Source organism: Pseudonocardia parietis, from assembly GCF_017876315.1.
Classification (GTDB): domain Bacteria; phylum Actinomycetota; class Actinomycetes; order Mycobacteriales; family Pseudonocardiaceae; genus Pseudonocardia; species Pseudonocardia parietis.
In genome coordinates, this window is the sequence record NZ_JAGINU010000001.1 from 6,492,512 (window position 1) to 6,516,417 (window position 23,906).

Below are 23,906 nucleotides of genomic sequence, written 5' to 3' on the forward strand. Positions count from 1 at the left end.
CCGTCCCCCTTCGACGTGGAAACGGGAGATCATGAACCGGTCGACGACGACCCGGCCCGCACAGGCTCCGCCGGGCGATCCTCCACCGCGGCGCCGCATCGGCCCCCTGCTGGGCACCGCGCTCGTGGCGCTCGTCGCGGTGCTGCTCGTGCCGCCCGCGGTCGGCGCGCTCGGCGGCGGCGGTGACGGGACCCAGCTGCGCGGCCTGCGCATGCTCGTCCCGAACGCCCCCGGCGGCGGCTACGACGTGACCGCGCGCAGCGCCGCGAAGGCGATGGAGGAGTCCGGCATCACCGGCCCGGCCGAGGTGTTCAACCTGCCGGGTGCCGGCGGGACCGTCGGGCTGGGCCGCACCGTCAACGAGGCGGGCAACGACCGGCTGACGATGAGCATGGGTCTGGGCGTGGTCGGCAGCGTCTACTCGAACGACTCGCCCTCCACGCTGGCCGACACGACGCCGATCGCGCGGCTCACCGAGGAGACCGAGATCATCGTCGTCCCGGCGGACTCGCTGTACCACGACATCGGCTCGCTCCTCGACGCCTGGCGGCGCGACCCGGCCGGCACGCCGGTCGGCGGCGGCTCCTCCCCGGGCGGCCCGGACCACCTGGCACCGATGCTGATGGCCGAGGGTGCCGGGCTGGACCCGACCCGCGTCAACTACGTCTCCTACGACGGCGGCGGTGAGCTGCTCGCCTCGGTGCTCGGGGGCAAGGTGGCGTTCGGCGTGTCCGGGCTCGGCGAGTTCGCCGACCAGGTCGAGTCGGGCGACCTGCGGGTGCTGGCGGTGACCGCCGGACAGCGGGTCCCCGGCGTCGACGCCCCCACCCTGCGCGAGTCCGGTGTGGACGTCGAGTTCTCGAACTGGCGCGGCGTCGTCGCCCCGCCCGGACTGTCCGAAGAGGGTCGCGCCGAGCTGGAGCAGGCCTACGCCGAGCTGGTCCGGACCCCGGAGTGGCAGGAGGCGCTGCAGCTCAACGGCTGGCAGGACGCCTACCAGCCCGGGCCGGAGTTCGGCGCGTTCCTGCAGACCGAGAACGACCGCGTGGAGCGGGTCCTGAGGAGGCTGGGGCTGGTATGACGATCACCGAGGATCCACCCCCGAGCGGGCCGCCCGGCCTGCGGGACCGGCTACGCGGACATTCCGAGCTGGGCGTCTCGGCGTTGCTCGCGGCAGCCGGGCTGCTCGTCGTCGTCGACACGCTCGCCGAGTCCGGCGGCGGCACCAACGACTCCGACCCGCTCGGGCCGCAGCTGGTGCCGCTGGTGCTCGGCGCGGCGCTGCTGCTGCTCGCGGTGCTGCTCACGGTGGACGTGCTGCGCGGCGGCCGGGGCGAGGCCGAGGGCGGCGAGGACGTCGACCTGAACACCCCGATGGACCTGCGCACCGTCGGCTCGCTGGCCGGGGTGCTGATCGCCACGGCTGCCCTCATCCCGGTGCTGGGCTGGCCGATCGCGGGCACCGTGCTGTTCTTCGGGGCCACCTACGCGCTGGGCTCGCGCACCGTCGCCCGGGACCTGGCCATCGCCGCCGGCGTCTCCCTGCTGACCTGGGTGCTGTTCGACGCCGTGCTCGGCGTCGACCTGCCCGGCGGCCCGCTGATGGGGGTGTTCGGCTGATGGGCACGTTCGACCTGCTGATGAACGGGTTCGCGAACGCGCTGACCCCGGGCAACCTGTTCTTCGCCGCCGTCGGGGTGCTGCTCGGCACCGCGATCGGCGTGCTGCCGGGCATCGGCCCGGCGATGGCGGTGGCATTGCTGCTGCCGGTCACCTACGCGTTCGAGCCGACCGGCGCCTTCATCATGTTCGCCGGGATCTACTTCGGCGCGATGTTCGGCGGCTCGACGACGTCGATCCTGCTCAACACGCCCGGTGAGTCGGCGTCGGTGATGGCCGCGATCGAGGGCAACCCGATGGCCAAGTCCGGTCGCGGGGCCCAGGCACTGGCGACGGCGGCGATCGGGCACTTCGTCGGCGGGCTCGTCGGCGTCACCGGGCTGGTGCTGATCGCGCCGCTGATCGCCTCGGTGGCCGTCAACATCGGCGCCCCGGACTACTTCGCGATCATGGTGCTGGCGTTCGTCGCGGTCACCGGCGTGCTCGGCGCGTCCCGGGTGCGCGGGTTCGCCGCACTGGCGCTGGGCCTGACGATCGGGCTGGTCGGCCTCGACCCGATCGCCGGGCAGCCGCGGCTGACGTTCGGTGTGCCGCAGCTGGCCGACGGCATCGACGTCGTCATCGTCGCCGTCGGCCTGTTCGCGGTCGGTGAGGCGCTCTGGGTGGCCGCGCACCTGCGCCGCACCCAGCAGGAGGTCATCCCGGTCGGCCGCCCCTGGCTCGGCCGCGCGGACCTGCGGCGCACCTGGAAGCCGTGGCTGCGCGGCCCCTTCATCGGGTTCGGGTTCGGTTCCATCCCGGCCGGCGGTGCCGAGATGTCGACGTTCATGGCCTACGTGACCGAGCGGAAGCTCTCGAAGCACCGCGACGAGTTCGGCAAGGGCGCGATCGAGGGCGTCGCCGGACCGGAGTCGGCGGCCAGCGCGTCCTCGGCGGGCACCCTGTCCACGATGCTCACCCTCGGCCTGCCGACGACGGCGATCGCCGCGGTCATGCTGGCCGCGTTCCAGCAGTTCGGCATCCAGCCCGGCCCGCTGCTGTTCGAGCGCGAGCCCGAGCTGGTCTGGACGCTGATCGCCAGCCTGTTCATCGGGCTGGTCATGCTGCTGGTGCTGAACCTGCCGCTGGCCCCCGCCTGGGCGAAGCTGCTCCGGATCCCGCGGCCCTACCTGTACGCGGGGATCCTGTTCTTCGCCTGCATCGGCGCCTACGCGGTCTCCGGGCAGCCGGTGGACCTGCTGGTGCTGCTGGCCATCGGTGCCGTCGGGTTCCTGATGCGCCGGTTCGGGCTCCCGGTGCTGCCGGCGATCATCGGGGTGATCCTCGGCCCGGACGCCGAGCTGCAGCTGCGCCGCGCCCTGCAGATCGCCGACGGTGACTGGACGACGCTGTTCTCCACCCCGCTGGCGATCACCGTCTACGCGGCGATCGCGCTCCTGTTCGTGGTGCCGATCGTCCTGCGCGCGGTCCGCGGGCAGCGCGAGCGCGAGCCGGAACGGGTCTGAGCCCGGTCCATCGGTGCCCCGCGGCCGCTCCCGGCCGCGGGGCACCCGTCATGCGACCGGTCCGGCCCGGTCGTCACGAACCCCTCTCGGCGACGAAGCAGTACCGGTTGAGGCTGAACAGGTAGTCCTCGCCACGGTCGCGCAGGTCCGCGGCCCACGCGTCGACGTCGGCGCCGGTCAGTCCGTCACGGCCGGCGACGTACGCGGCGATCGTGTCGATGGTCAGCGCGCTGTAGGTGTCGGGGTCGTACTCCGGGTTGAAGATCGGTACGAGATGCCGGCCGGTGACCCGGAACCCGGCCCGGCGCAGCAGCCCCGGCAGGGTGCGGGGCAGGTGCGGGTGCACCAGGTGACCGTCCCACGCCGCCATCACCCGCCGGTGCCGGGCGGGGTCCGCGGCATGCCACACGACCGAGTCCCAGTCGGTGTCCAGCAGGACGACCCGGCCGCCGGGCCGCACCACGCGGCACAGCTCGGCGAACGCCCGCGGCAGGTCCGCGACGTACTCGTAGACCTGGGTGGAGACGGCGGCGTCGAAGGTGTCGCCGGCATAGGGCAGGGCGGCGGCGTCGCCCTCGTCGAGACGGACCGTCGCCCGTCCTCCCGTCACCTCCGCCGCGATCGCGTGCATCGCCGGCGCCGGGTCGAGGCCGTGCACCCGGCCCTGCGGTCCCGTCCGGTCGGCGATCGCGTCCAGCAGGAAGCCGGGCCCGGACCCGACGTCGAGCACCCGCTCGCCCGGGCGCGGGTCCAGCAGCTCCAGGACCCGGAGTCGCTGGGCCACGACGTCCGGCGTCGCGTAGACCCGCTGGATGTGCCGGGCCGCGCGCTCGTCGAAGTCGAGTGTGGCCATCGCCGTGTCCCCTCCGCCGGTTGCCGGGGCCTCGTGCCGGACCACGCCCGCGTTACGGCAGCAGGTGCTCCGGGACGTCGACGAGCCGGCTGCGCAGGTACTCCCCCAGCCCCTTGGCCTGCGGGTCGGGCCGGGTGGCCGAGGCGACGCCGTCGCCGAGCAGCCCGTGCACGACCACGTTGACCGCCCGCAGGTTCGGCAGTTCGAACACCTCGACGTCGCGCTCCGCGGCCTCGGACCCGAGCAGCTCGCGGACGCGGCCCGCGGTGAGGAACGAGGCCAGCCAGGCGTGCCCGGCGTCGTCGCGGGCCCAGACACCGACGTTCGCGTCGCCGCCCTTGTCGCCCGAGCGCGCGCCGGCGACCGCGCCGAGCGGGACCCGCCTGGTGGCGCCTTTGCTCTGCTCACCGATACGCACCGGGGCGCTGACCTGCGAATCCGTCGGGGAGAAGGCGGGCGGGTCGGCGACGGTCCGGCGCTCGCCGTCGGGCAGCACCACGGTGTGTGCCACCGCCGAGCGCGGCACGCGGGCCGGGCGGTAGATCCCGAACGCCGACGCGTCGGTCGGCGGGGTCGTGGTGTGGAACCCGGCGTACCCGCCGAGCGCGAGCTGCATGGTGGCGTTCGAGAACGCCCGCCCGGCCACCCGGCGGTCGGCACTCTTGACGGTGATCCGCAGGTGCGCGGTGGCCTCGGCGTTGGACGCCGCGTCGGGGCGGTCGAAGCGCAGCAGCCGCACATCGACGTCGTCGAAGGCGTCCCGGTCGACGATCCCGAACAGCAGCTGTTCGGCGTGGACCGCCTTCGCCTCGATGTCGAGCCCGGTCAGGACGAGCGTCATCGTGTTGCGGTAGCCCCCGGTCTCGTTGAGGGCGACCTTGAGCGTCTGCGGCGGCGGGCTCCCGCGCACACCGGTGACCGCCACCCGGTGCTCCCCGGCCTGCTCGAGGCGGATCGTGTCGAAGTGCGCGGTGACGTCCGGTCCGAGGTAGGCGGGCGGGCCGATCTCGTAGAGCAGCTGCGCGGTCACCGTCCCGACCGACACGAGCCCGCCGGTCCGGTCCGGCTTGGTGATCACGCAGCCGCCGTCGGCGGCGACCTCGGCGATCGGGAAGCCCGGGTAGCGGCGGTCGGTGATCTCGTCGAGGAACGGGTAGTTGCCCCCGGTGGCCTGCGGCCCGCACTCGATCACGTGCCCGGCGACGACGGCGCCGGCGAGCGCGTCCCAGTCGTCGCGCGCCCAGTCGTGCCACCAGGCCGCCGGCCCGACGACGAGCGACGCGTCGGTGACCCGCCCGGTGACGACGACGTCGGCCCCCGCGGCGAGCGCCTCGGTGATCCCCCAGGCCCCCAGGTAGGCGTTGGCCGAGACCGGTGCGCCCTCGACCGGCGGGCTGATCGCGGACAGGTCGGAGCGCAGGTCGTCGCCCTCGACGTGCGCGACCCGCGCGGTGATCCCCTGTCCGGCCGCGACCGCGCGGACGGCGTCGGCGAGCCCGGCGGGATCCAGCCCGCCGGCGTTGGCGACGATCCGGATGCCGCGCTCGACGCAGCTGCCCAGGATCTGCTCGACCTGGGTGAGGAAGGTCCGGGCGTAGCCGACGCCGCCGTCGCGGTCCTGCGCCTTGGCGAGGATGAGCATGGTCAGCTCGGCGAGGTAGTCGCCGCAGACGACGTCGACCTCCCCCGCCTCGACCATCTCCCGGGCGGCGTCGATCCGGTCGCCGTAGAAACCGGAGACATTGCCGATGCGGACGGGGCGGCTCATCCGAACTGCCCCCGTGCCCGGCCGGGACCGGGCTTCCCGGCGAACGCCTGCGCGATCTCCATCCACCGGGCGGCGACCGGCCCGGTCACGGTCAGGTCGACGTCGTCGCGGTGCCGGCGCTGGGTGACGGCCAGGCAGAAGTCCAGCGCGGGCGCGGTGACCCGGTCCGGTGCGTCGCCGGGTCCCCAGGTCCAGGTGCCGCCGTCCGGTGCCCTCAGCTCGACCCGGACCGGCTCGCCGGGCGGTGTCCGGTCCCGGGCCACGTAGCTGAACGCCCGGGCGCCGACGCCGATGTGCGCCACGTGCCGCAGCCGCGCCGTCGGCTCACGGACGACGCCGAGGGCGTCCGCGACGTCCTGGCCGTGGGCCCAGGTCTCCATGATCCGCGCGGTGAGCGAGGACGCCGCGCTCATCGCGGGGCCGAACCACGGCACCCGCAGCGACGGGTCCAGTGCACGGAACGTCGTGACCAGGCGTGCGCGGGCCTCGTCGAACCAGCTCAGCAACGACTCACCGGACAGGTCGCGGTAGCGGGCGGCGGTCGCGTCCGGGTCGACGCCACCCTCGGCGTCGAGGCGCTCCAGCTCGGCCCGGAACGCGTCCGGGTCGACGGCCGAACGCACCGCGACGTCGTCGTAGTACGCCAGGTGCGAGACCTGGTCGGCGATCGTCCAGCCGGGCGCGGGCGTGTCCCGCTTCCAGTCCGGTTCGGACAGCGGCGCGAGCAGCCCGCGCAGGTCCGCGGACTCGGCGGCCAGGTCGTCGGCGAGCGCCTCCATCGAGACAGCCACTATCTCCCCTTCCAGACCGGGGCCCGCTTGTCGCGGAACGCGGCGGGCCCCTCCTGCGCGTCGGCGGACCGGTAGACCGGCGCCCAGATCTCCTCGGCTCGTGCGTAGGCCTCATCCCGGCTGCACGACGCCGACAGGTACGCAGTGCGCTTCGCCGCCGCCACCGACAGCGGCGCGTTCGCCGCGATCTGCCGGGCGAGGTCGTGCGCCTTCGCATGCAGCTGGGCGGCCGGGACGACGTGGTTGACCAGCCCGGCCTCCCGGGCCCGGTGCGCGTCGACCGGGTCGCCGGTCAGCAGGATCTCCAGCGCCACCCGCGGCGGGACCAGCCAGGACAGCGGTGCCGCCCACGGCGCCCCACGCCCGACCTTCACCTCGCTGACGGCGAACCGGGCGTGCTCGGCGGCGACGACGAGATCGCACTGCTGGGCGAGCAGGAACCCACCGGCGTAGGCGACGCCGTTGACGGCCGCGATCGTCGGCTTCGGCACGTCGATGTTGCGGCCGAACTGGGGGAGGAAGTCCGGCGGCGGGATCTCCAGGGCCGTGTCGGCCATCTCCTTGAGGTCACCGCCCGCGCAGAACGCCTTCTCCCCGGCCCCGGTCAGGATCAGCACGGCGGCGGAGTCGTCGTCGACGAACCGGCGGGTGCCCGCCCAGAGCCCGTCGCGGACCTCGGCCGACAGCGCGTTGCGGGCCTCGGGGCGGTCGATCGTCAGCCGGGCGACGCCGTCGAGGACCTCGTAGCGGACGGCGCCGTTCACCGGGCATCCCCTCCGCCCCGGTTCGGGGCCGCCGAGACCACCGTCTCCGCGTCGACGACGGCGAGCACCTGCCCGGTCTCGACCTGGTCGCCGGGCGCGACCCCCAGCTCCCCGAGTACACCGTCCCCGGGCGCGGCGACCGTGTGCTCCATCTTCATCGCCTCGAGCACGACCAGCGGCTGCCCCGCGCGTACGGCGTCGCCCACCGTCGCGAGCACCCGCACCACCGATCCCGGCATCGGCGCGAGCAGCGATCCCGCGTGCGTGACCGCGTTGGGGTCGGCGAACCGTGGTACCTCGTGCAACGCCGCGGCGCCGTCGGATCCGTCCACGTAGGACACCCCGTCGGCGCTGTGCACCCGGTAGGTCCGGCGGACGCCGTCGACCTCGAGCACCACGCTCTGCGGTGTCACCGACACCGGCACCGCGTCCAGCGGCTCGCCGGACACCCGCAGGTCCAGACCACCCCGCCGGAACCGGTAGCCCACCGGCAGCTCCCGTTCCCCCAGCCGGTAGGTGACCTGCTGGAACGCACCGCCGACGTTGCGCCATCCGGACGGCATCCCGGCCAGCACGCGCGCGCCGGCCCGGTGCGACGCCTGGGCGGCGAGGGCCGCGGCGGCGGCGTGCCGGCGCCCGCCCTCGGCGAGCGTGCCGGCGCCCAGGGCGACCGGGTCGTGCCGCACCAGGAACCCCGTGTCGGTGTCCCCGGCGAGGAACTCCGGCGCCTGCAGGATCCCGACGAGCAGGTCCCGGTTGGTCACGACGCCGTGCAGCTCCGCCCCCGCGAGGGAACGGGCCAGTACCCGGGCCGCTCCGGACCGGGTGGGGGCATGCGCGATCACCTTGGCGAGCATCGGGTCGTAGTGCGGCGACACGACCGACCCGTCCTCGACACCCGAGTCGACCCGCACCGCCCCCGGCACCGAGAACCGCTCCAGCACCCCGGTCGCCGGCAGGTAGGACACCCCGGCCCCGCGCTGTGGAGCATCCAGGCCCGTGACGCCACCCTCGGAGCCCGCGTCCTGGGGGTCGACGGGGTCGGGGGTGACCTGCTCGGCGTAGAGCCGCACCTCGATCGCGTGCCCGGTGATCGTGGCGTCCCGCACCTGCGCCCTGAGCGGCGCACCCTCGGCGATCCGGAGCTGCTGCTCGACCAGGTCCAGCCCGGTGACGAGCTCGGTGACCGGGTGCTCGACCTGCAGCCGGGTGTTGACCTCCAGGAAGTAGAAGTCCGCTCCGCTGAGGACGAACTCGACCGTCCCGGCGCCGGTGTAGCCGATCGCCTCCCCGGCCGCGACGGCCGCCTTCCCGAGCTCGGCCCGCAATGCCTCGGAGACCACAGGCGACGGGCATTCCTCGACGATCTTCTGGTGCCGCCGCTGGATCGAGCACTCCCGCTCGAACAGGTGCACCACGTCGCCGTGGGAGTCACCCAGGATCTGCACCTCGACGTGCCGCGGGTCGACCAGGTAGCGCTCCAGGAACACCAGCCCGTCGCCGAACGCCGAGATCGCCTCCCGGCGCGCGGACTCCACCGCACCGGCCAGCTCGGCCGGCGTGCGCACCACCCGCATGCCACGACCGCCACCGCCGAAGGCCGCCTTGACCAGCAGCGGGAAGCCCACCTCCGCCCCGGCCGTGCCGAGGTCGGTGTCCGGGCCGACGGTCACGCCGGGCAGCACCGGCACCCCGGCCGCCGCCATCATCGCCTTGGCCTCCACCTTGGACCCCATCGACGCGATCGCCGCGGGCGACGGCCCGACGAAGAGCAGCCCGGCGTCGGCACAGTCGCGGGCGAACCCGGCGTTCTCGGACAGGAACCCGTACCCGGGGTGGACGGCGTCGGCGCCGGTGGCCCGGGCGGCGGCGATCACGAGGTCGCCACGCAGGTAGGTGTCCGACGGGGCGGTACCGGGCAGCCGGACCGCCTCGTCGGCGTCCCGGACGAACGGTGCGCCCGCATCGGCGTCGGAGAACACCGCGACGGTGGCGATCCCGAGGCGGTGCGCGGTCCGCTGCACCCGGGACGCGATCTCGCCGCGGTTCGCGATCAACAGCTTGGTGATCATGTCCATCACATCCGGAAGACGCCGAAGCCCCGGCGCCCCTCGACTCGCTGGTTGTGCACCGCCGACAGCGACATCCCCAGCACGGTGCGGGTGTCGCGGGGGTCGACGATGCCGTCGTCGTAGAGCCGGGCGGTCACGTAGAACGCGTGCGACTCCTGCTCGATCTGCGCCTCGATCGCCGCGGTCCGTTTCGCGTCGGCGTCGATGTCGAACGGGCGACCCTGGGACTCGGCCGAGGCCCGGCCGACGATCGACATCACCCCGGCGAGCTGCGCCGCGCCCATCACCGCGAGCTTCGCGCTCGGCCAGGCGAACATCAGCCGCGGGTCGTAGGCCCGCCCGGACATGCCGTAGTTCCCGGCCCCGAACGACGACGCCATGTTGATCGTCAGGTGCGGCACCGTGGAGTTGGTGACCGCATTGATCATCTTCGCACCGTCCTTGACGATCCCGCCCTGCTCGTAGTCCGCGCCGACCATGTAGCCGGTGGTGTTCTGCAGGAAGATCAGCGGGGTGTCGGTCTGGTTGGCCAGCAGGATGAACTCGGTGGCCTTCTTGGCCTCCTCGCTGAACAGCACCCCGCGGTGGTTCGCGAGCACCCCGACGGGGTAGCCGTGCACGCTCGCCCAGCCGGTGACCAGCGAGGACCCGTAGAGCGGCTTGTACTCGTCGAACTCGGAGCCGTCGACGACACGGGCGAGCACCTCGCGCGGATCGAACGGGATCTTCGACTCGGGTGGGAGCAGCCCGAGGATCTCCTCCGGGTCGTGGAGCGGTTCGGCGGGTGTCGCCGCCGGGGCCGGGCCGAGCTTTCGCCAGTTGAACCGGGAGACGATGTCGCGGCCGATCCGGATCGCGTCCGGCTCGTCGACGGCGAAGTGGTCCGACAGGCCCGAGACCCGGCTGTGCATCTCGGCGCCGCCCAGCGCCTCGTCGTCGGCGTCCTCCCCGGTGGCCATCTTGACCAGCGGCGGGCCGCCGAGGAAGACCTTGGCACCCTTGTCGACCAGCACCGCGTGGTCGCACATGCCGGGCACGTAGGCGCCGCCGGCGGTGGAGTTGCCGAACACCAGCGCGACCGTCGGGATGCCCAGCGAGGACAGCTCGGTCAGCTCGTGGAAGATCCGCCCGGCCGGCACGAACAGCTCGGCCTGGGTCGGCAGGTCCGCGCCGCCGGACTCGACCAGGTTGATCACCGGGAGCCGGTTGAGCCGGGCGATCTCCAGCGCGCGCAGCGTCTTGCGCAGCGAGTACGGGTTCATCGCGCCGCCGCGCACCGTCGGGTCGTGGCCGATCACCACGCACTCCACACCGGACACCACACCGATGCCGGTGAGGATCGAGGCGCCGACGGTGAACTCGGTGCCCCACGCGGCGAGCGCGGCCAGCTCCAGGAACGGCGAGTCCGGGTCGAGCAGCAGCTCCAGGCGCTCGCGGACCGGGAGCTTGCCGCGGTCGCGGTGGCGCTGCACGTACCGTTCGCCCCCGCCGGCGACGACCTTCTCCAGCTCCGCGTCGAGCGCGGCGATCGCCTCGAGCTGGACCGTGCGGTTGTGCCGGTAGTCCTCCGACGTGGTGTCCAGCGTGGACCGCAGGACCGCCATCAGCGCTCCTCTCCCTGGTAGTGACCCTCGTACCGGTCCCGCAGGACGTTCTTCCGGATCTTCCCGGTGGAGGTCTTGGGCAGCTCGTCCACCACGAGCACCGCCTTGGGCACCTTGAACCCGTCCAGGCGCTGCTTCAGCGCGGCGACCAGCGCGTCCGGGTCGACCGAAGACCCCGGCTTCGGGACGACGACCGCGGTGATCGCCTCGCTCCACCGCGCGTGCGGCAGCCCGACGACGACCGCCTCCGCGATCCCGGGGTCGGCGGTGTAGACGGCGCGCTCGACCTCCAGCGACGCCACGTTCTCGCCACCGGTCTTGATCACGTCCTTGTGCCGGTCGGCGAACCACAGCACGCCGCCCTCGCCGACGGCCCCGACGTCGCCGGAGTGGAACCAGCCGTGCCGGAACGCCGCTCCGGTCGCCTCGGGATCGTCGAGGTAGCCGTTCATGGTGGACGGGCCGCGATAGACGATCTCGCCCTGCTCGCCGGGGCCGAGCAGCTCGCCCTCCGGGCCCATGATCGCGAGCTGGACCCCGGTGATGGGGGTACCGACGGCGCCGACGTGGGTGAGCTGGTGCTCGGGCCGGAACAGCGTCGTGCACGGGCTCATCTCGGTCTGGCCGAACAGCAGCGCGAAGTCGGAGCCGTACCCCTCCATACAGGCACGGATCAGCGGTTCGGGCATGGGCGCCATGGCGTACACGGCGCGGCGCAGCGAGGAGAGATCGCGGCCGGCGAACGACGGGTGCTCCAGGGCGGCGCGGTACATCATCGGCAGGCCGAACACCTGCGTGATCCGCTCCCGCTCGATCGTGTCCAGGAAGGACTCCGGATCGAACCCGCGGGCCACGTGGATCGTGGCCCCGACCAGGACCGCGGGCGTGCAGAACGCGTTGAGCTGCGCGGTGTGGAACATCGGCATCATCGCCAGGAACCGGTCGGCGGCGTTCCATCCCGAGTCCAGCGCGACCGAGAACGACTCCATCGTGATCGCCAGGTGCGACGCGGCGACGCCCTTCGGGAACGACGTCGTCCCCGAGGTGTAGAGGTAGCTCAGCGGGTCGCGGTCCTCCACGAGCACCTCGACCGGGCCGTCCGCACCCTCCAGCTCGTCCAGTGTGGACCAGCTCCGGTCCGCGGGCTCCGTGGCGTGGGCCGCGCCGAGGCCGGGCGCGACGATCACGTCGGCCACCGCGGGCACCTTCCGCAGCGCCTCGGCGAGGCCGTCCACCAGCTGGGACTCGACGACGATCCCGCGGGCCCTCGAGTGCCCGAGGACGTAGGCGACCTCGTCGGCCCGCCAGCCGAGGTTGATCGGCACGCAGACGACGCCGAGCCGGGCGCAGGCGAAGTAGACGGCCAGGAACTCGGCGCTGTTGCCCGCGGCCAGGGCCAGCGTGTCGCCGCGGGCGTACCGGCGGCCGGCGAACCCGCGGGCGAGCCGGGACACCCACGCGTCCAGCCCGGCGTAGGTCCAGCTCCGCTCGCCGTCGACGACGGCCGGCTGCTCCGGCCGGGCCGCCGCGCTGCGGGTCAGCGAGTCGGCGACGTTCACCCGCTGGATCAGGTTCCGCTCCCGCACCTCGTCGGTGAGCATCAGTAGGAGCGGGGGAGGTTCAGGCCGTGCTGGGCGACGTGGTTGAGGATCATCTCCCGGTTCACCGGCGCGACCTGCATCAGCCGGGCCATTCCCCAGTACGGCATGAACCCGTACTCGCTGGCCAGGCCGTTGCCACCGTGGGTCTGCATGGCCGCGTCCAGTGCGTGGATCGCGGCCTCCGCGGCGGCGTACTTGGCCATGTTGGACTCCTCGCCGGCAGGCAGGCCGCGGTCGTGGAGCCAGGCCGCCTTGCGGGTCATCAGCGCGGCGAGCTCGGTCTCGATCCGGGCCCTCGCCAGCGGGTGCGACACGCCCTGGTGGGCGCCGATGGGCACGTCCCACACCTGGCGGGTGCGGGCGTACTCGGCGGCCTTCGCCAGCGCGAACCGGGCGATGCCGACGCCGAGCGCGGCTCCGGTGATCCGTTCCGGGTTCAGTCCGCGGAAGACCTGGCGGAAACCGTCACCCTCCGCGCCGACCAGGGCGCCCGCCGGGACCCGGACGTCGTCGAAGTGCAGGACGTGCTGCTTGTCCGGCGCGATCAGGTCGACCGGGAGCGGGGTGCGCACCAGGCCCGGGGAGTCGACGGGCACGACGAACAGCGACAGGAGCGCACTCCCGTCGGGCTTGCGCCCGGTCCGCGCGGTATCGATGCGCGCTCCGCCTGCGCTACGCGCTACGACGAGCACCGCCTCGGCATCATCGGTTCCGGATATGTAGTGCTTGGTGCCGTTCAGCACCCAGTCGTCGCCGTCCCGGACGGCGTGCGTGGCCATCTTGTGCGTGTTCGACCCGGCGTCGGGCTCGGTGATCGCGAAGACGACCTTGGTGGAACCGTCGGCGAGGCCGGGCAGCCACCGCTTGCGCAGCTCCTCGGAGCCGAACTCGCCGATCACCTCGGCCGAGATCGCGGCGGACACCAGGATCAGCAGCAGCGGCGCCCCCTGCGTCGCCGCCTCCTCGCAGACCGCGGACAGCTCGACCAGGCCGCCGCCGCCACCGCCGTAGGCCTCGGCGACGTTGACACCGAGGAACCCGGCCTCCCCCATCGCCGCCCACAGTTCGTGGGTGTGCCTGCCCTCCCGGGCGCACCGCAGGTAGTACTCACTGCCGAAGGACCCCGCGATGGCCGCCACGGCGGACCGGAGATCACGTTCCTCGTCGGTCTCGCTGAAGTCCACACCGGCTCCCAGTGATCGAGGGTTCACTTGTGGCGAACCGTACCGCGCGACTGCCATGCTGACCAGATGCCGGCCGGAACCTCGTCCACGACCACCCCGCCGCCCCGGCGCCGCGACCCCGACCGCGCCGAGCGGATCCTCGCCGCGGCGGCGCGGCTGATCGCGAGCCGCGGCTTCCACGGCGTCGGGATGGCCGAGATCGGCGCCGAGGCGGGCATCGTCGGGTCCGGGATCTACCGCCACTTCCCCTCCAAGGAGGCGATCCTGGTCGCCCTGCTGGACCGCGGGATGACGCGACTGGAGGCCGGGGCCGCCGAGGCGCTGGCCGCCGCGACGTCCGACCGTGAAGGACTGTCGCTGCTGGTGAGGGACCACATCGCGGTGGCGATCGGACACCGTGCGGAGCTCGCCGTCTACCACCGCGAGGTGCACACGCTGCCCGAGGAGGAGCGCCGCTCGCTGCGCAGGCGCCAGCGCCACCACGTCGAGGAGTGGGTGCACGCACTGGCCCCGCTGCGCTCCGAGATGGCCGACGGCGAACTGCGGGTGCTCGTGCACGCGTGCGTCGGGGCGATCCAGTCGACGCTGTTCTTCCGCAGCGGGCTCGCCCCCGAGCGGCTCACCGCCCTGCTGACCGGCATCGCGCACGGCTGCCTCGGCGTCGATCCGATGTAGTGAACCGAAATTTACTGATGCCCTTGCCGTCGTGGCCCGGATCACGTCATAGTGACCGGCGTCCCCCACGGCGAAGGAGCCGGCGGCATGAGTGACACCACCCGGTCCCGCACCGGCCTCCCGCTGATCGCACACGGCACCGCGCTCCCCGCCCCGGGCGAGATCGATGTGACCACGCTGCGCGGACGGCGTGCGGTCCGGCGCTGGGAGCGCACCTGCGCAGGCGACGTGCTCGAACGGCTCACCTGGAGCCGCCCCGACCAGGTCGTGCTCACCGGGGTCCCCGGCGCGTACGGCGACGACCGGTTCGCCGCCGTCACCGCCCGCGTGGGCGACGCCGTGGCAAACCGGTTCGCGCACGCCCTGGCCGCGGCCGGTCTCGAGGCGGGGGACGTGGTGCTGCTGGTGTGCGAGAACTCCGTCGAGGCGTACCTGGCCAAGATCGGGATCGCGAAGGCCGGGATGGTCGCCGCGCCGGTCAACCCCGGCCTCGCCCCGGACGTCCTCGCCGCGCTGGTCGAGCGCGTGCAGCCGCGGTTCACCCTGGTCGACGCCGAGCTGTGGCCGCGGGCCGAGCCGGTGTTCGCCGGCTGCGGTCTCGCCGTCGGCGCGACGATCACGATCGGCGGCGGCCCGGTGGCGGGCTCGCCGTCGTTCGCCGCGCTGGTCGAGCGCCACCCCGCCACCGAGCCGGACGTGGAGATCCACGGCGACGACATCGCCGAGCTGCTGTTCACCTCGGGCACGACGGCGTTACCCAAGGGCGTGATGCTGTCCCACCACTACGCGCAGACCGCCGGGCTGAACTTCGCGCTCTCGCTGTCGCGCGGCTTGCGGCACGAGACCGACCTGGTCGTCGGCACGTTCCTGCCGGTGATCTACCACGTCGGCGACGTGATCTTCCCGAACGCCGCGCTGCTCGCCGGTGGATCCGTCGTGCTGGGCCGCCGGCCGGTCCCGTCCGATGTCGCCGCGGCCGTCGGGCGGCACCGGGTGACCGCGCTCTGGGCGGGGTCACCGCAGTTCGTGGGCCTGCTCGCCGACGAGCTCGACCGGGACCCCGGCCTGGACTGGGCGTCGGTGACCACCCTGTTCTACGGCTGGGGCGCCCTCGCCCCGGCCCTGCTGGAGCGCCTCGCGCCCCGGTGCGCGCCCGGCATGGTCACGGTCGGCATCTTCGGGCAGACCGAGGCGATCGCCTGCCACCGGTTCTGGCCGAGCCGATGGCCGGACACGCACGCGGCGACGGCGCCGTCGGTGAACTACGTCGGCGTCCCGAGCGGGCTGCTCGCCTCCGACGTCGTCGACGAGGCGGGTGACCCGGTGCGGGGTGGACCGGGCGAGGCCGTCTACCGCTCCCCGATCATGGCGGCCGGGTACTACCGGGACCCGGACGCGACCCGGGAGGCGTTCCGCGGCGGCTGGTTCCACTCCGGCGACGCGGCCGTGGTCGACGACAGCGACGAGGGCTTGCGGATCATGGTCGACCGCTACAAGGACATCGTGAAGTCCGGCGGGGAGAACGTGTCGTCGATGCGGGTCGAGACGGTGCTGCAGGACCACCCGGCGATCGCGAAGGCGGCGGTGATCGGACTGGCCCACGAACGATGGGGCGAGGCGGTGGCCGCGGTCGTCGTGCCGGCGCCGGGTGCCGCGCCCGACCCCGACGAGGTGATCGCCTTCTGCCGCGCGCGGCTGGCCGGGTTCGAGACGCCGAAGGCCGTCGTGGTCGCCGAGGCGCTGCCGGAGACGGTCGGCGGGAAGGTGCTGAAGTACCGGCTGCGGGCGGAGCACGCCGGGCTCTTCACCGGGTGACCTGTCCCGCGTGCGGTTGACAACGGGGTGGCCGCCGAGTTCGGTGGAGGCCGTGACCGGATTCCTGCTGACGCGCCGCCGTCACGTCGACCACCAGGTCGTCGTGAGCCAGGCCTGTCGCTGATCACTCGTTCCGCAGGTCCGTCCTCCCCTTTTCTCCTCTCTCCGCCCGACGTGGGGTGCGCGCCGTCCGTGCACCCCTGTCGCTGTGCGCAGCATCGACAAAACCAGGAGCCCCTCCGTGTCCGACACCATCGGCAACCTCGACCACACCGTGAACGCGCAGATCAGCGAACCGCTCAAGTTCGCCTACTGGGTCCCGAACGTGTCCGGCGGCCTGGTCACCTCGGACATCGAGCAGCGCACCGACTGGGGCTACGACTACAACGTCAAGCTCGCGCAGACCGCCGAGAACAACGGCTTCGAGTACGCGCTGTCCCAGATCCGCTACATGGCCAGCTACGGCGCCGACCACCAGCACGAGGCCACCAGCTTCTCGCTCGCCCTCGCGCTGGCCACCACGAAGCTGAAGCTCATCGCGGCCGTGCACCCGGGCCTGTGGCAGCCGGCCGTGCTGTCGAAGTGGATCGCCACCGCCGACCAGATCACCGGCGGGCGGGTCGCGCTCAACGTGGTCTCCGGGTGGTTGAAGGACGAGTTCACGGCGATGGGCGAGCCGTGGCTGGAGCACGACGAGCGCTACCGCCGCACGAACGAGTTCATCCGGGTGCTGCGCGAGATCTGGACGGCGGGCGAGGGCGGGGCCGAGTTCTCCGGCGACTTCTACCGGGTGCACGGCTTCGACCTGAAGCCGAAGCCGGTCGACGTCCCCGGCCGCCCGCACCCGGAGATCTTCCAGGGCGGCAACTCCACCGCGGCCCGCCGCAACGGCGGCACGGTGTCGGACTGGTACTTCTCCAACGGCAAGGACTACGACGGCTTCAGCGAGCAGGTCGAGGAGGTCCTCGGCCACGCGAAGACCGCGCAGCGCCTGCAGCCGGTGCGGTTCGGCCTCAACGGTTTCATGATCGCCCGGGATAACGAGAAGGAAGCCCGGGACACCCTGCGCGAGATCGTCGAGAAGGCCAACAAGCCGGCCGTCGAGGGCTTCCGCAACGCCGTCCAGCAGGCCGGGAACTCCACCGGCGACAAGCGCGGCATGTGGGCGGACTCGTCGTTCGCCGACCTGGTCCAGTACAACGACGGCTTCAAGACCCAGCTCATCGGCACGCCCGAGCAGATCGCCGACCGCGCCATCGAGTACAAGCGCCGCGGCGCCAACCTGCTACTGCTCGGCTTCCTGCACTTCCAGGAGGAGGTCGAGTACTTCGGCGCCAAGGTGCTGCCGATCATCCGCGAGAAGGAGGCCGAGCTGGCCGGCCGCGAGCTGCAGCCGACCACGGTCTGACCCCTCGTCCCCGGCGGCCCGGCGCACCCGCGCCGGCCGTCAGGTGATCGCGGCCCGGAGCTCCCCGGCGTGGTCGCGGGCCCAGGCCGCGACGGTCGTCCCCGGACGGCCGGTGACCTGTTCGACCACCCCGTTCGGGACGGGCTCGGCCTCGTGCAGGAACCCGAGGATCGTGTTGACCATCAGGTCCGCATCCTCGGCCCCCATCGACGGCGTCAGCGCGGCGACCGCCTCGTCCGGCGTGACCTGCTCGAACCTGATCGGGACACCGGTGGCCTGGGCGACCGCGGCGACCATGTCACGCCGGGTCACCGGCACCGGACCGGTCAGCGACAGGGCCGTGCCCTCGTAGCCGCCGCGGGTGAGCGCGACGGCGGCGACCTCCGCGATGTCGGTCATCGCGGTCGGCGTGCTGGCCAGCTCGGGCCACGGTTCCCGCACCATGCCGTGCTCCCGGATCTGCGGCAGCCACATCTGCAGGTTCTCGACGAAGTCCGCGGGCCACAGGTGCGTCCACGCCGGCCCGCCCGCCTCGACCGCCGCGGTGACGCTCCCCCACCAGCTCTCCGGCTCACCGGAGAGGTCCACGATGTACTCCACCCCCGCGTCCGCGGCACGGGCGACGACCTCGGCAGCCGTCTCCTCGACCGGGGCCAGGTACATCGCGCGGACGCCGTCGAACACCCCGTCCAGCGTGTCCGGCTTGCGGACCGACCCGCGCACGGCCTCGACGCCGTCCGGCAGCGCGGCGCGCGCCGGGTTCACGGTGAGCGCCCGCACGGGTTCGTCGGTGCGGGCACCCAGATGGTCGACGACCAGCCGGCCGATGTTCCCCGTCGCCCCGGTGACCAGGATCGTCACGCTGTCCCCCTCCGCACGGATACCGTTCCTCGTACACCGTACCGAGTGGGAGCCGTCGAGCGGAAGGCGGTCGCCGCGTCCGCACACCTCTTCGCCGCTCGTCACACCTGTCGTGGCAGGTGTGCCGAGCAGGAAAGGGGTGTGCGGCGGTGTCAGGTGTCAGGTGTCAGGTGCTAGACGCCGGCGGTCGAGCGCCGGTCACGCACCCGCGGGAGGAATCGGCCGGTGCGCCTGCGGTAGGCGTCGTACTCGGGGCCGAGCGCGCTGCCCAGCCCCGGCTCGTAGACCCCACGCGCCCGGATCTGCACCGCGACCAGGATCAGCACACCGGCCAGCAGCCCGAGCAGCGTCGGTGCCATCAACAGCATCCCGCCGTAGCCGACGACGAGGCCGGTCATCCCCGGGTGGCGCACCCGCCGGTAGAGCCCGCCGGTGGCCAGCACCGGCCGTCGCGCCGCGTCCGGGTCGTCGGCCACGGGAGCACCGGCCTGGGCCGACTCCCGCAGGACCGCCCCGAACTGCCTCGTCGCGGTGACGAGGACGCCGAAGCCGACCAGCAGCAACCCGGCCCCCACCAACGCGACGACCGGCCGGGCGAGCACGGAGATCGGCCCGAGCACCCCGAGCCCGACCAGCAGCGGGGCGACGAGCCCGAGCACGGCGCCCGCGGCGAACGACATCCGCGCCCACCAGGCAGGGCTGCCGGGGGCGCGGGCGAACTCGAGCCGGCGGCCGCCGCGGGCGCCGCGCGCCCACACCCGGGTCCCCAGGACGACGCCGGTGGCGATCGCCCCGAGCACCAGCGCCGCCCACCCGGTGACCCGATGGTCCATCGCGGCCAGCACGGCCTCGCCGGTGCCGGGGCCGCCGAGCTCCAGGATCGCGTCGACGAGCATCACGGCACCGAAGCCCAGGAAGAGCACGGCCCCGCCGATCTCGATCATCCGCTCGGGCAGCCGCCTGCCGAGCGTGCGGCCGACGAGGATCGCGAGCCCACTGGCCGCGACCATGCCCGCGGTCGAGCCCAGCCAGACACCGACCCAGTGGTACTGCGAGGCCAGTGCGACGGTCGCGAGCATCGTCTTGTCGCCGAGCTCGGCGAGGAAGAACGCCATCGTGACCGTCACGACGGCCGAACCGCTCCTGGGCCGGGGCGGCCGCTGCCCGTCCGCGTCACCGTCGGCATCGCCCCGCAGGCTCCACAGACCGAAGCCGATGAAGGCGAGCGCGGCGACCAGCGTGATCCAGCCGGTCGGCAGCGACGTCCCGAGGCCGTACCCGACGGCGACCGACACCAGGTGGGTCACCGCGGCCGCGATCGTGATGCCGACCAGGACCGGGAGTGCCTTGAACCGCGTCGCGAAGGTCAGCGCCATGAGCTGGGACTTGTCACCGAGCTCGGCCACGAAGACGACGCCGAGACTGACCGCGAACGCGACCAGGAACCCGTCCATGTCCACCCATTCGATCTCGCGCCGGACCGAGGAGATGGGGCGACCTCGATCCGGCGCTGTGCGGATCGAAGGTCTCGCTCGCCTGGTGGTGGACAGGCCGTCGCGCCCGGGTCGGCCCCGCAGGGGGCGACCAGTATGTCGAACGCGGCGTTGGGAGCTACTCCCCTTCGCGTGAATCGGACATTACCTCATCGATCCGGGCCCGTTCGACCCCGAGCGACGGCCTGTGACCGCACTCTCATGACGTTCGTGGCACAGCGGGCCGCCTACGGCTTAGCGTTGCGAACGAGTCCGGTGTCACCGCTGACCGAGGAGAACCCGCCATGCCCGAAGCCGTCGTCTGCGAGGCCGTCCGCACCCCGATCGGGAAGCGGCGGGGGTCGCTGTCCGAGGTCCATCCGGTCGACCTGTCCGCGGCCGTGCTGACCGCACTCGCCGAGCGCACCGGGATCGACCCCGGGGTCGTCGACGACGTCGTGTGGGGCTGCGTCAACCAGGTCGGCGACCAGGCCGCCCAGATCGGCCGGTACGCACTGCTCGCCGCCGGCTGGCCGGAGACGGTCCCGGGCGTGACGATCAACCGGGCCTGCGGGTCGAGCCAGTCGGCGTTCGACTTCGCGGCCGGGATGGTCCTGGCGGGGCAGTACGACGTCGTCGTCGCCGGCGGCGTGGAGTCGATGACCCGGGTGCCGCTCGGTGCCGGCCGCGACCTCGGACGCCCGTACGGTCCGCTGGCACGGGCGCGCTACGCCGAGGACCTGGAGTCCGGCGAGTTCCCGAACAACGACTTCAACCAGGGCGTCGGCGCCGAACGGATCGCCCGCGACTGGGGGCTGTCCCGCACCCGGCTCGACGAGTACGCGAGCCGCAGCCACGAGCTCTCCGCCGCCGCGATCGACTCGGGCGCCTTCGACGGCCAGCTCGCCGCGATCCCCGGGGCGCCCGGCTTCACCGCCGACGAGGGCCTGCGCCGCGGGACCAGCGTGGACACGCTGTCGAAGCTGAAGCCGTCGTTCTCCGAGTCCGGGGTGATCCACGCCGGGAACAGCTCGCAGATCTCCGACGGTGCGTCCGCCGTCCTGGTGACCACCCCGGAGCGGGCGGCCGAGCTCGGGCTGACCCCGATCGTGCGCTACCACTCCGGCGCGGTGTCCGGTGCGGACCCGCTGCGGATGCTGACCGGGCCGATCCCGGCCACGCAGAAGGTTCTCAAGCGGTCCGGGCTGTCGATCGGCGACATCGGCGCGTTCGAGGTGAACGAGGCGTTCGCCCCGGTGCCGCTGGCCTGGCAGGCCGAGCTCGGCGCCGACACCGACCGGCTCAACCCGCTCGGCGGCGCGATCGCCGTCGGGCATCCGCTGGGCGCCTCCGGGACGATCCTGCTCACCCGGCTGGTGCACCACATGCGTGACCGCGGCATCCGGTACGGCCTGCAGACGATGTGCGAGGGCGGCGGGACCGCGAACGCGACGATCGTCGAGCTGGTCGGGTAGTCCGGCTCGCCCGGCACGTAGATTCCGGTCGTGCTGTGGATCGGGATCGTCCTGCTGCTCGCCGGCGGGGGCTGCTTCTGGGCGGCCGTGCACACCCAGCGGCGGGTGCACGCCATGATGGCCGCGGAGACACCACCGGTGCCCGAGCTGCTCGAGCGGGCCCGGATCTCCACCGAGCTGAACGGCGGGCCCGGCCGGTTCCGCCTGGTGTGCGAGGTCGTCGGTGAGACCGCTCCCGCGCCGGTCGGGATCCTGCGGTCCGAGCTGGCCGGGGTGGAGTGCGTCTGGCACGCGCATCGCGTCGAACGCCGCTACGAGCGGCGCGAGCGCGACGACGAGGGCCGGATGCGCACCAGCACGCACACCGAGACCGTGTCCGAACGGACCTCGCCGCACGGCTGGCCGTTGGTGCGCGACGGGCACCACGTCGGCGTCGACCCGGGTGGGCAGCGACCGGAGCCGGTCGAGCAGGTGCTCGACCGGTTCGATCCGGCGGACGGACAGGGGTCCACCGGTGCCGGCGGGCAGCGCGGGGACCGGACCGTCGGCTACCGGCACCAGGAGTGGGTGCTGCGCCCGGGCGTCCGGATGTACGTCCTCGGCGAGGTCGACGACCGCGACGGCCCGCTGGTGATCCGGCGGCCGCAGGACCCGAAGCAGCCGTTCGTGCTCTCCACCCGCTCCGAGGCGGAGCTGACCGCCGCCGACCGCACCAGCCAGCGGTGGTGGGCACGCGGCGGCGCGGGCCTGGTACTGCTCGGGCTGGGGCTGGCGGTGGCCGGCGCCGTGAGCTGAACGGGCCGGGCACGGCGGCGTGCCACCTCACACCCGACGCCCGAGGGATTCCCAGCGCGATCACAGGATCGTCTCAGGGTCGCGGCGCACAGTGGGGCCATGACCGAGTACGGACCGGGTCCCGGCGAGCGCGCCGACGGACGGACCTCCACCGGAGGCGACGCCACGGAACCCACCCGGTCCGAGCAGCGTGCGCACGGGGCCGGCTCCGAGCGCGCCGACGGCATCCGCGCACAGGAGGCGACCGGCATGACCGATACCGACCACCGCCACGGCGGTGGCCCGAGCACCCAGCCCCCGCCACCGTGGTCGGCGAGCAACCCGGGCAGCCACCCGACGATCCCGGCGCACGGCGCGGGCAGCCCGCCCACCGCGGTGTACCCGCCGTTCCCCGGGCAGGGGCCCGCACCGAAGCCGCCACGCCGGCTCGCCACCGGGACGGTGGCGGTGGCGCTGGCCGCCGGCCTGATCGGCGGTGGCGTCGGGTTCGGTGGCGCCTACGCCGTTCTCGGCGACTCCACCGCCCCGAGCGCGGCGACGCTGTCCAGCGCCGCCGCCCCCGACACCCCGGCCCAGGCGGCCGACGGCTCGATCGCGGGCGCGGCGGCCGCGATCACCCCGAGCACGGTCGACATCCAGGTCCGCACGGCCGAGGGTGCGTCCGAGGGCTCCGGGATCGTCCTGACCGCCGACGGCGAGGTCCTCACCAACAACCACGTCGTCTCCGGTGCCGGGAACGGCGCCCAGATCACGGTCTCGACGTCCGACGGCAGCCAGTACCGCGCGACCGTCGTCGGCACGTCCCCCAGCTACGACCTCGCCGTCCTCCGGCTGGAGGGGGCCTCGGGGCTCAAGGCCGCCACGCTCGGGGAGTCCGGGAGCGTCCAGGTCGGTGAGCAGGTCGTCGCGACCGGTTCGCCGCAGGGCCTGTCCGGCACGGTCACCGCAGGCATCGTCAGTGCCCTGAACCGGACCGTCGCCGCCGGTGGCGAGGGCGAGGCCCCGGTCGTCTACAACGGCCTGCAGACCGACGCCCCGATCAACCAGGGCAACTCCGGCGGGCCGCTGGTGAACCTGGAGGGCCAGGTCATCGGGATCAACTCGGCGATCGCGACCACCGGGCAGGGTGCCGGGTCGATCGGCCTGGGCTTCGCCATCCCGGTGGACACCGCCAAGCGGGTCGCCCAGGAGCTGATGTCCGAGGGCGTCGCGACCAAGCCGCAGCTCGGCGTCCAGGGTTCGGTGTCGCCCTCCGGCGCGACCTCGGGCTCGGGCGGCGCGCAGATCGCGACGGTGCAACCCGGATCACCCGCCGCGAACGCCGGCCTGCAGGCGGGCGACATCGTCACCAAGGTCAACCAGTACCCGGTGGCGAGCTTCGCCGACCTGATCGCCCGGGTCGGCAACTTCACCCCCGGCCAGCAGGTCACGCTGACCGTCGGCAGCGGGGCGGAGGCCCGTGAGCTCCCGGTGACGCTGGGCAGCGTGCAGGACACCACCGCGGCGAACGCGCAGAACGGCTCGGCGACGACACCGGGCGGCGGCGACCAGCTGCCGTTCGGCTTCAACCCCTTCGGCGACTGATCGGCGGACACCCCGCGGTCTCCGGCCGGGCGCGACCCCTCCCTCCTGTCGCGCCCGGC

At 73.4% G+C, this 23,906-nt stretch carries 19 protein-coding genes; 9 read left to right on the top strand and 10 right to left on the bottom strand.

Going from position 1 to position 23,906, the window contains the following annotated elements:
• Positions 1 to 31 precede the first annotated feature (31 nt).
• The 3 genes from JOF36_RS30590 to JOF36_RS30600 are packed head-to-tail and all read left to right on the top strand — an operon-like array spanning position 32 to position 3,125.
• Positions 32 to 1,081 (top strand): Bug family tripartite tricarboxylate transporter substrate binding protein, encoded by a 1,050-nt coding sequence (locus tag JOF36_RS30590; RefSeq protein ID WP_210033790.1) that lies wholly within the window; start codon positions 32 to 34, stop codon positions 1,079 to 1,081.
• A complete protein-coding gene (locus tag JOF36_RS30595) occupies positions 1,078 to 1,620 on the top strand; it encodes a tripartite tricarboxylate transporter TctB family protein (protein WP_210033792.1) in 543 nt (180 codons plus the stop codon). The genes JOF36_RS30590 and JOF36_RS30595 overlap by 4 nt, the downstream gene beginning before the upstream one ends.
• A complete protein-coding gene (locus tag JOF36_RS30600) occupies positions 1,620 to 3,125 on the top strand; it encodes a tripartite tricarboxylate transporter permease (RefSeq protein WP_210033794.1) in 1,506 nt (501 codons plus the stop codon). The genes JOF36_RS30595 and JOF36_RS30600 overlap by 1 nt, the downstream gene beginning before the upstream one ends.
• 73 nt (positions 3,126 to 3,198) lie before the next feature.
• Here JOF36_RS30600 and JOF36_RS30605 read toward each other — a convergent pair whose 3' ends face one another.
• The 8 genes from JOF36_RS30605 to JOF36_RS30640 are packed head-to-tail and all read right to left on the bottom strand — an operon-like array spanning position 3,199 to position 13,762.
• Positions 3,199 to 3,978 carry a methyltransferase domain-containing protein gene (locus tag JOF36_RS30605; RefSeq protein WP_210033796.1) on the bottom strand — a complete coding sequence of 260 codons (780 nt, stop codon included), beginning with the start codon at positions 3,976 to 3,978 and terminating at the stop codon, positions 3,199 to 3,201.
• A gap of 52 nt (positions 3,979 to 4,030) precedes the next feature.
• Positions 4,031 to 5,746 carry an acyclic terpene utilization AtuA family protein gene (locus tag JOF36_RS30610; protein WP_210033798.1) on the bottom strand — a complete coding sequence of 572 codons (1,716 nt, stop codon included), beginning with the start codon at positions 5,744 to 5,746 and terminating at the stop codon, positions 4,031 to 4,033.
• Entirely contained in the window at positions 5,743 to 6,537 is a 795-nt protein-coding gene (locus tag JOF36_RS30615; protein ID WP_307862672.1) for a TIGR03084 family metal-binding protein, read from the bottom strand. Before JOF36_RS30615 ends, JOF36_RS30610 begins: the two co-directional genes overlap by 4 nt.
• Positions 6,537 to 7,301, bottom strand: coding sequence for an enoyl-CoA hydratase/isomerase family protein (locus JOF36_RS30620; protein ID WP_210033800.1), 765 nt, complete (start codon positions 7,299 to 7,301; stop codon positions 6,537 to 6,539). The genes JOF36_RS30615 and JOF36_RS30620 overlap by 1 nt, the downstream gene beginning before the upstream one ends.
• Positions 7,298 to 9,373 (bottom strand): ATP-binding protein, encoded by a 2,076-nt coding sequence (locus JOF36_RS30625; protein WP_210033801.1) that lies wholly within the window; start codon positions 9,371 to 9,373, stop codon positions 7,298 to 7,300. The genes JOF36_RS30620 and JOF36_RS30625 overlap by 4 nt, the downstream gene beginning before the upstream one ends.
• Before the next feature lie 5 nt (positions 9,374 to 9,378).
• Positions 9,379 to 10,977, bottom strand: coding sequence for an acyl-CoA carboxylase subunit beta (locus tag JOF36_RS30630; protein ID WP_210033802.1), 1,599 nt, complete (start codon positions 10,975 to 10,977; stop codon positions 9,379 to 9,381).
• Positions 10,977 to 12,578, bottom strand: coding sequence for an AMP-binding protein (locus JOF36_RS30635; RefSeq protein ID WP_210033803.1), 1,602 nt, complete (start codon positions 12,576 to 12,578; stop codon positions 10,977 to 10,979). Before JOF36_RS30635 ends, JOF36_RS30630 begins: the two co-directional genes overlap by 1 nt.
• Positions 12,578 to 13,762, bottom strand: a complete 1,185-nt coding sequence (locus JOF36_RS30640; protein WP_210033805.1) for an acyl-CoA dehydrogenase family protein — start codon at positions 13,760 to 13,762, stop codon at positions 12,578 to 12,580. Before JOF36_RS30640 ends, JOF36_RS30635 begins: the two co-directional genes overlap by 1 nt.
• Before the next feature lie 66 nt (positions 13,763 to 13,828).
• On the opposite strand from JOF36_RS30640, the gene JOF36_RS30645 reads away from it, so the two are divergent.
• From JOF36_RS30645 to sfnG, 3 genes are all read left to right on the top strand, one after another.
• On the top strand, positions 13,829 to 14,437 hold the full coding sequence (locus tag JOF36_RS30645; protein WP_210033807.1) for a TetR/AcrR family transcriptional regulator: 609 nt from the start codon (positions 13,829 to 13,831) through the stop codon (positions 14,435 to 14,437).
• Between the two features lie 87 nt (positions 14,438 to 14,524).
• A complete protein-coding gene (locus tag JOF36_RS30650; RefSeq protein ID WP_210033809.1) occupies positions 14,525 to 16,252 on the top strand; it encodes an AMP-binding protein in 1,728 nt (575 codons plus the stop codon).
• 241 nt (positions 16,253 to 16,493) lie between these two features.
• A complete protein-coding gene (sfnG, locus tag JOF36_RS30655; protein ID WP_443706277.1) occupies positions 16,494 to 17,660 on the top strand; it encodes a dimethylsulfone monooxygenase SfnG in 1,167 nt (388 codons plus the stop codon).
• 39 nt (positions 17,661 to 17,699) lie between these two features.
• Here the strand turns inward: sfnG and JOF36_RS30660 are convergent, their stop codons facing one another.
• Together JOF36_RS30660 and JOF36_RS30665 are read right to left on the bottom strand one after the other, a co-directional pair.
• Positions 17,700 to 18,521 (bottom strand): NAD(P)H-binding protein, encoded by an 822-nt coding sequence (locus JOF36_RS30660; protein ID WP_210033810.1) that lies wholly within the window; start codon positions 18,519 to 18,521, stop codon positions 17,700 to 17,702.
• 173 nt (positions 18,522 to 18,694) lie between these two features.
• On the bottom strand, positions 18,695 to 19,975 hold the full coding sequence (locus JOF36_RS30665; protein ID WP_210033811.1) for a TMEM165/GDT1 family protein: 1,281 nt from the start codon (positions 19,973 to 19,975) through the stop codon (positions 18,695 to 18,697).
• Between the two features lie 323 nt (positions 19,976 to 20,298).
• Between JOF36_RS30665 and JOF36_RS30670 the strand changes: the two genes are divergently transcribed.
• From JOF36_RS30670 to JOF36_RS30680, 3 genes are all read left to right on the top strand, one after another.
• On the top strand, positions 20,299 to 21,468 hold the full coding sequence (locus JOF36_RS30670) for a thiolase family protein (RefSeq protein ID WP_210033812.1): 1,170 nt from the start codon (positions 20,299 to 20,301) through the stop codon (positions 21,466 to 21,468).
• Positions 21,469 to 21,498: 30 nt separating this feature from the next.
• Positions 21,499 to 22,263, top strand: coding sequence for an E3 ubiquitin ligase family protein (locus JOF36_RS30675; protein WP_210033813.1), 765 nt, complete (start codon positions 21,499 to 21,501; stop codon positions 22,261 to 22,263).
• Between the two features lie 99 nt (positions 22,264 to 22,362).
• Entirely contained in the window at positions 22,363 to 23,847 is a 1,485-nt protein-coding gene (locus JOF36_RS30680; RefSeq protein ID WP_210033814.1) for a S1C family serine protease, read from the top strand.
• Positions 23,848 to 23,906 lie beyond the last annotated feature (59 nt).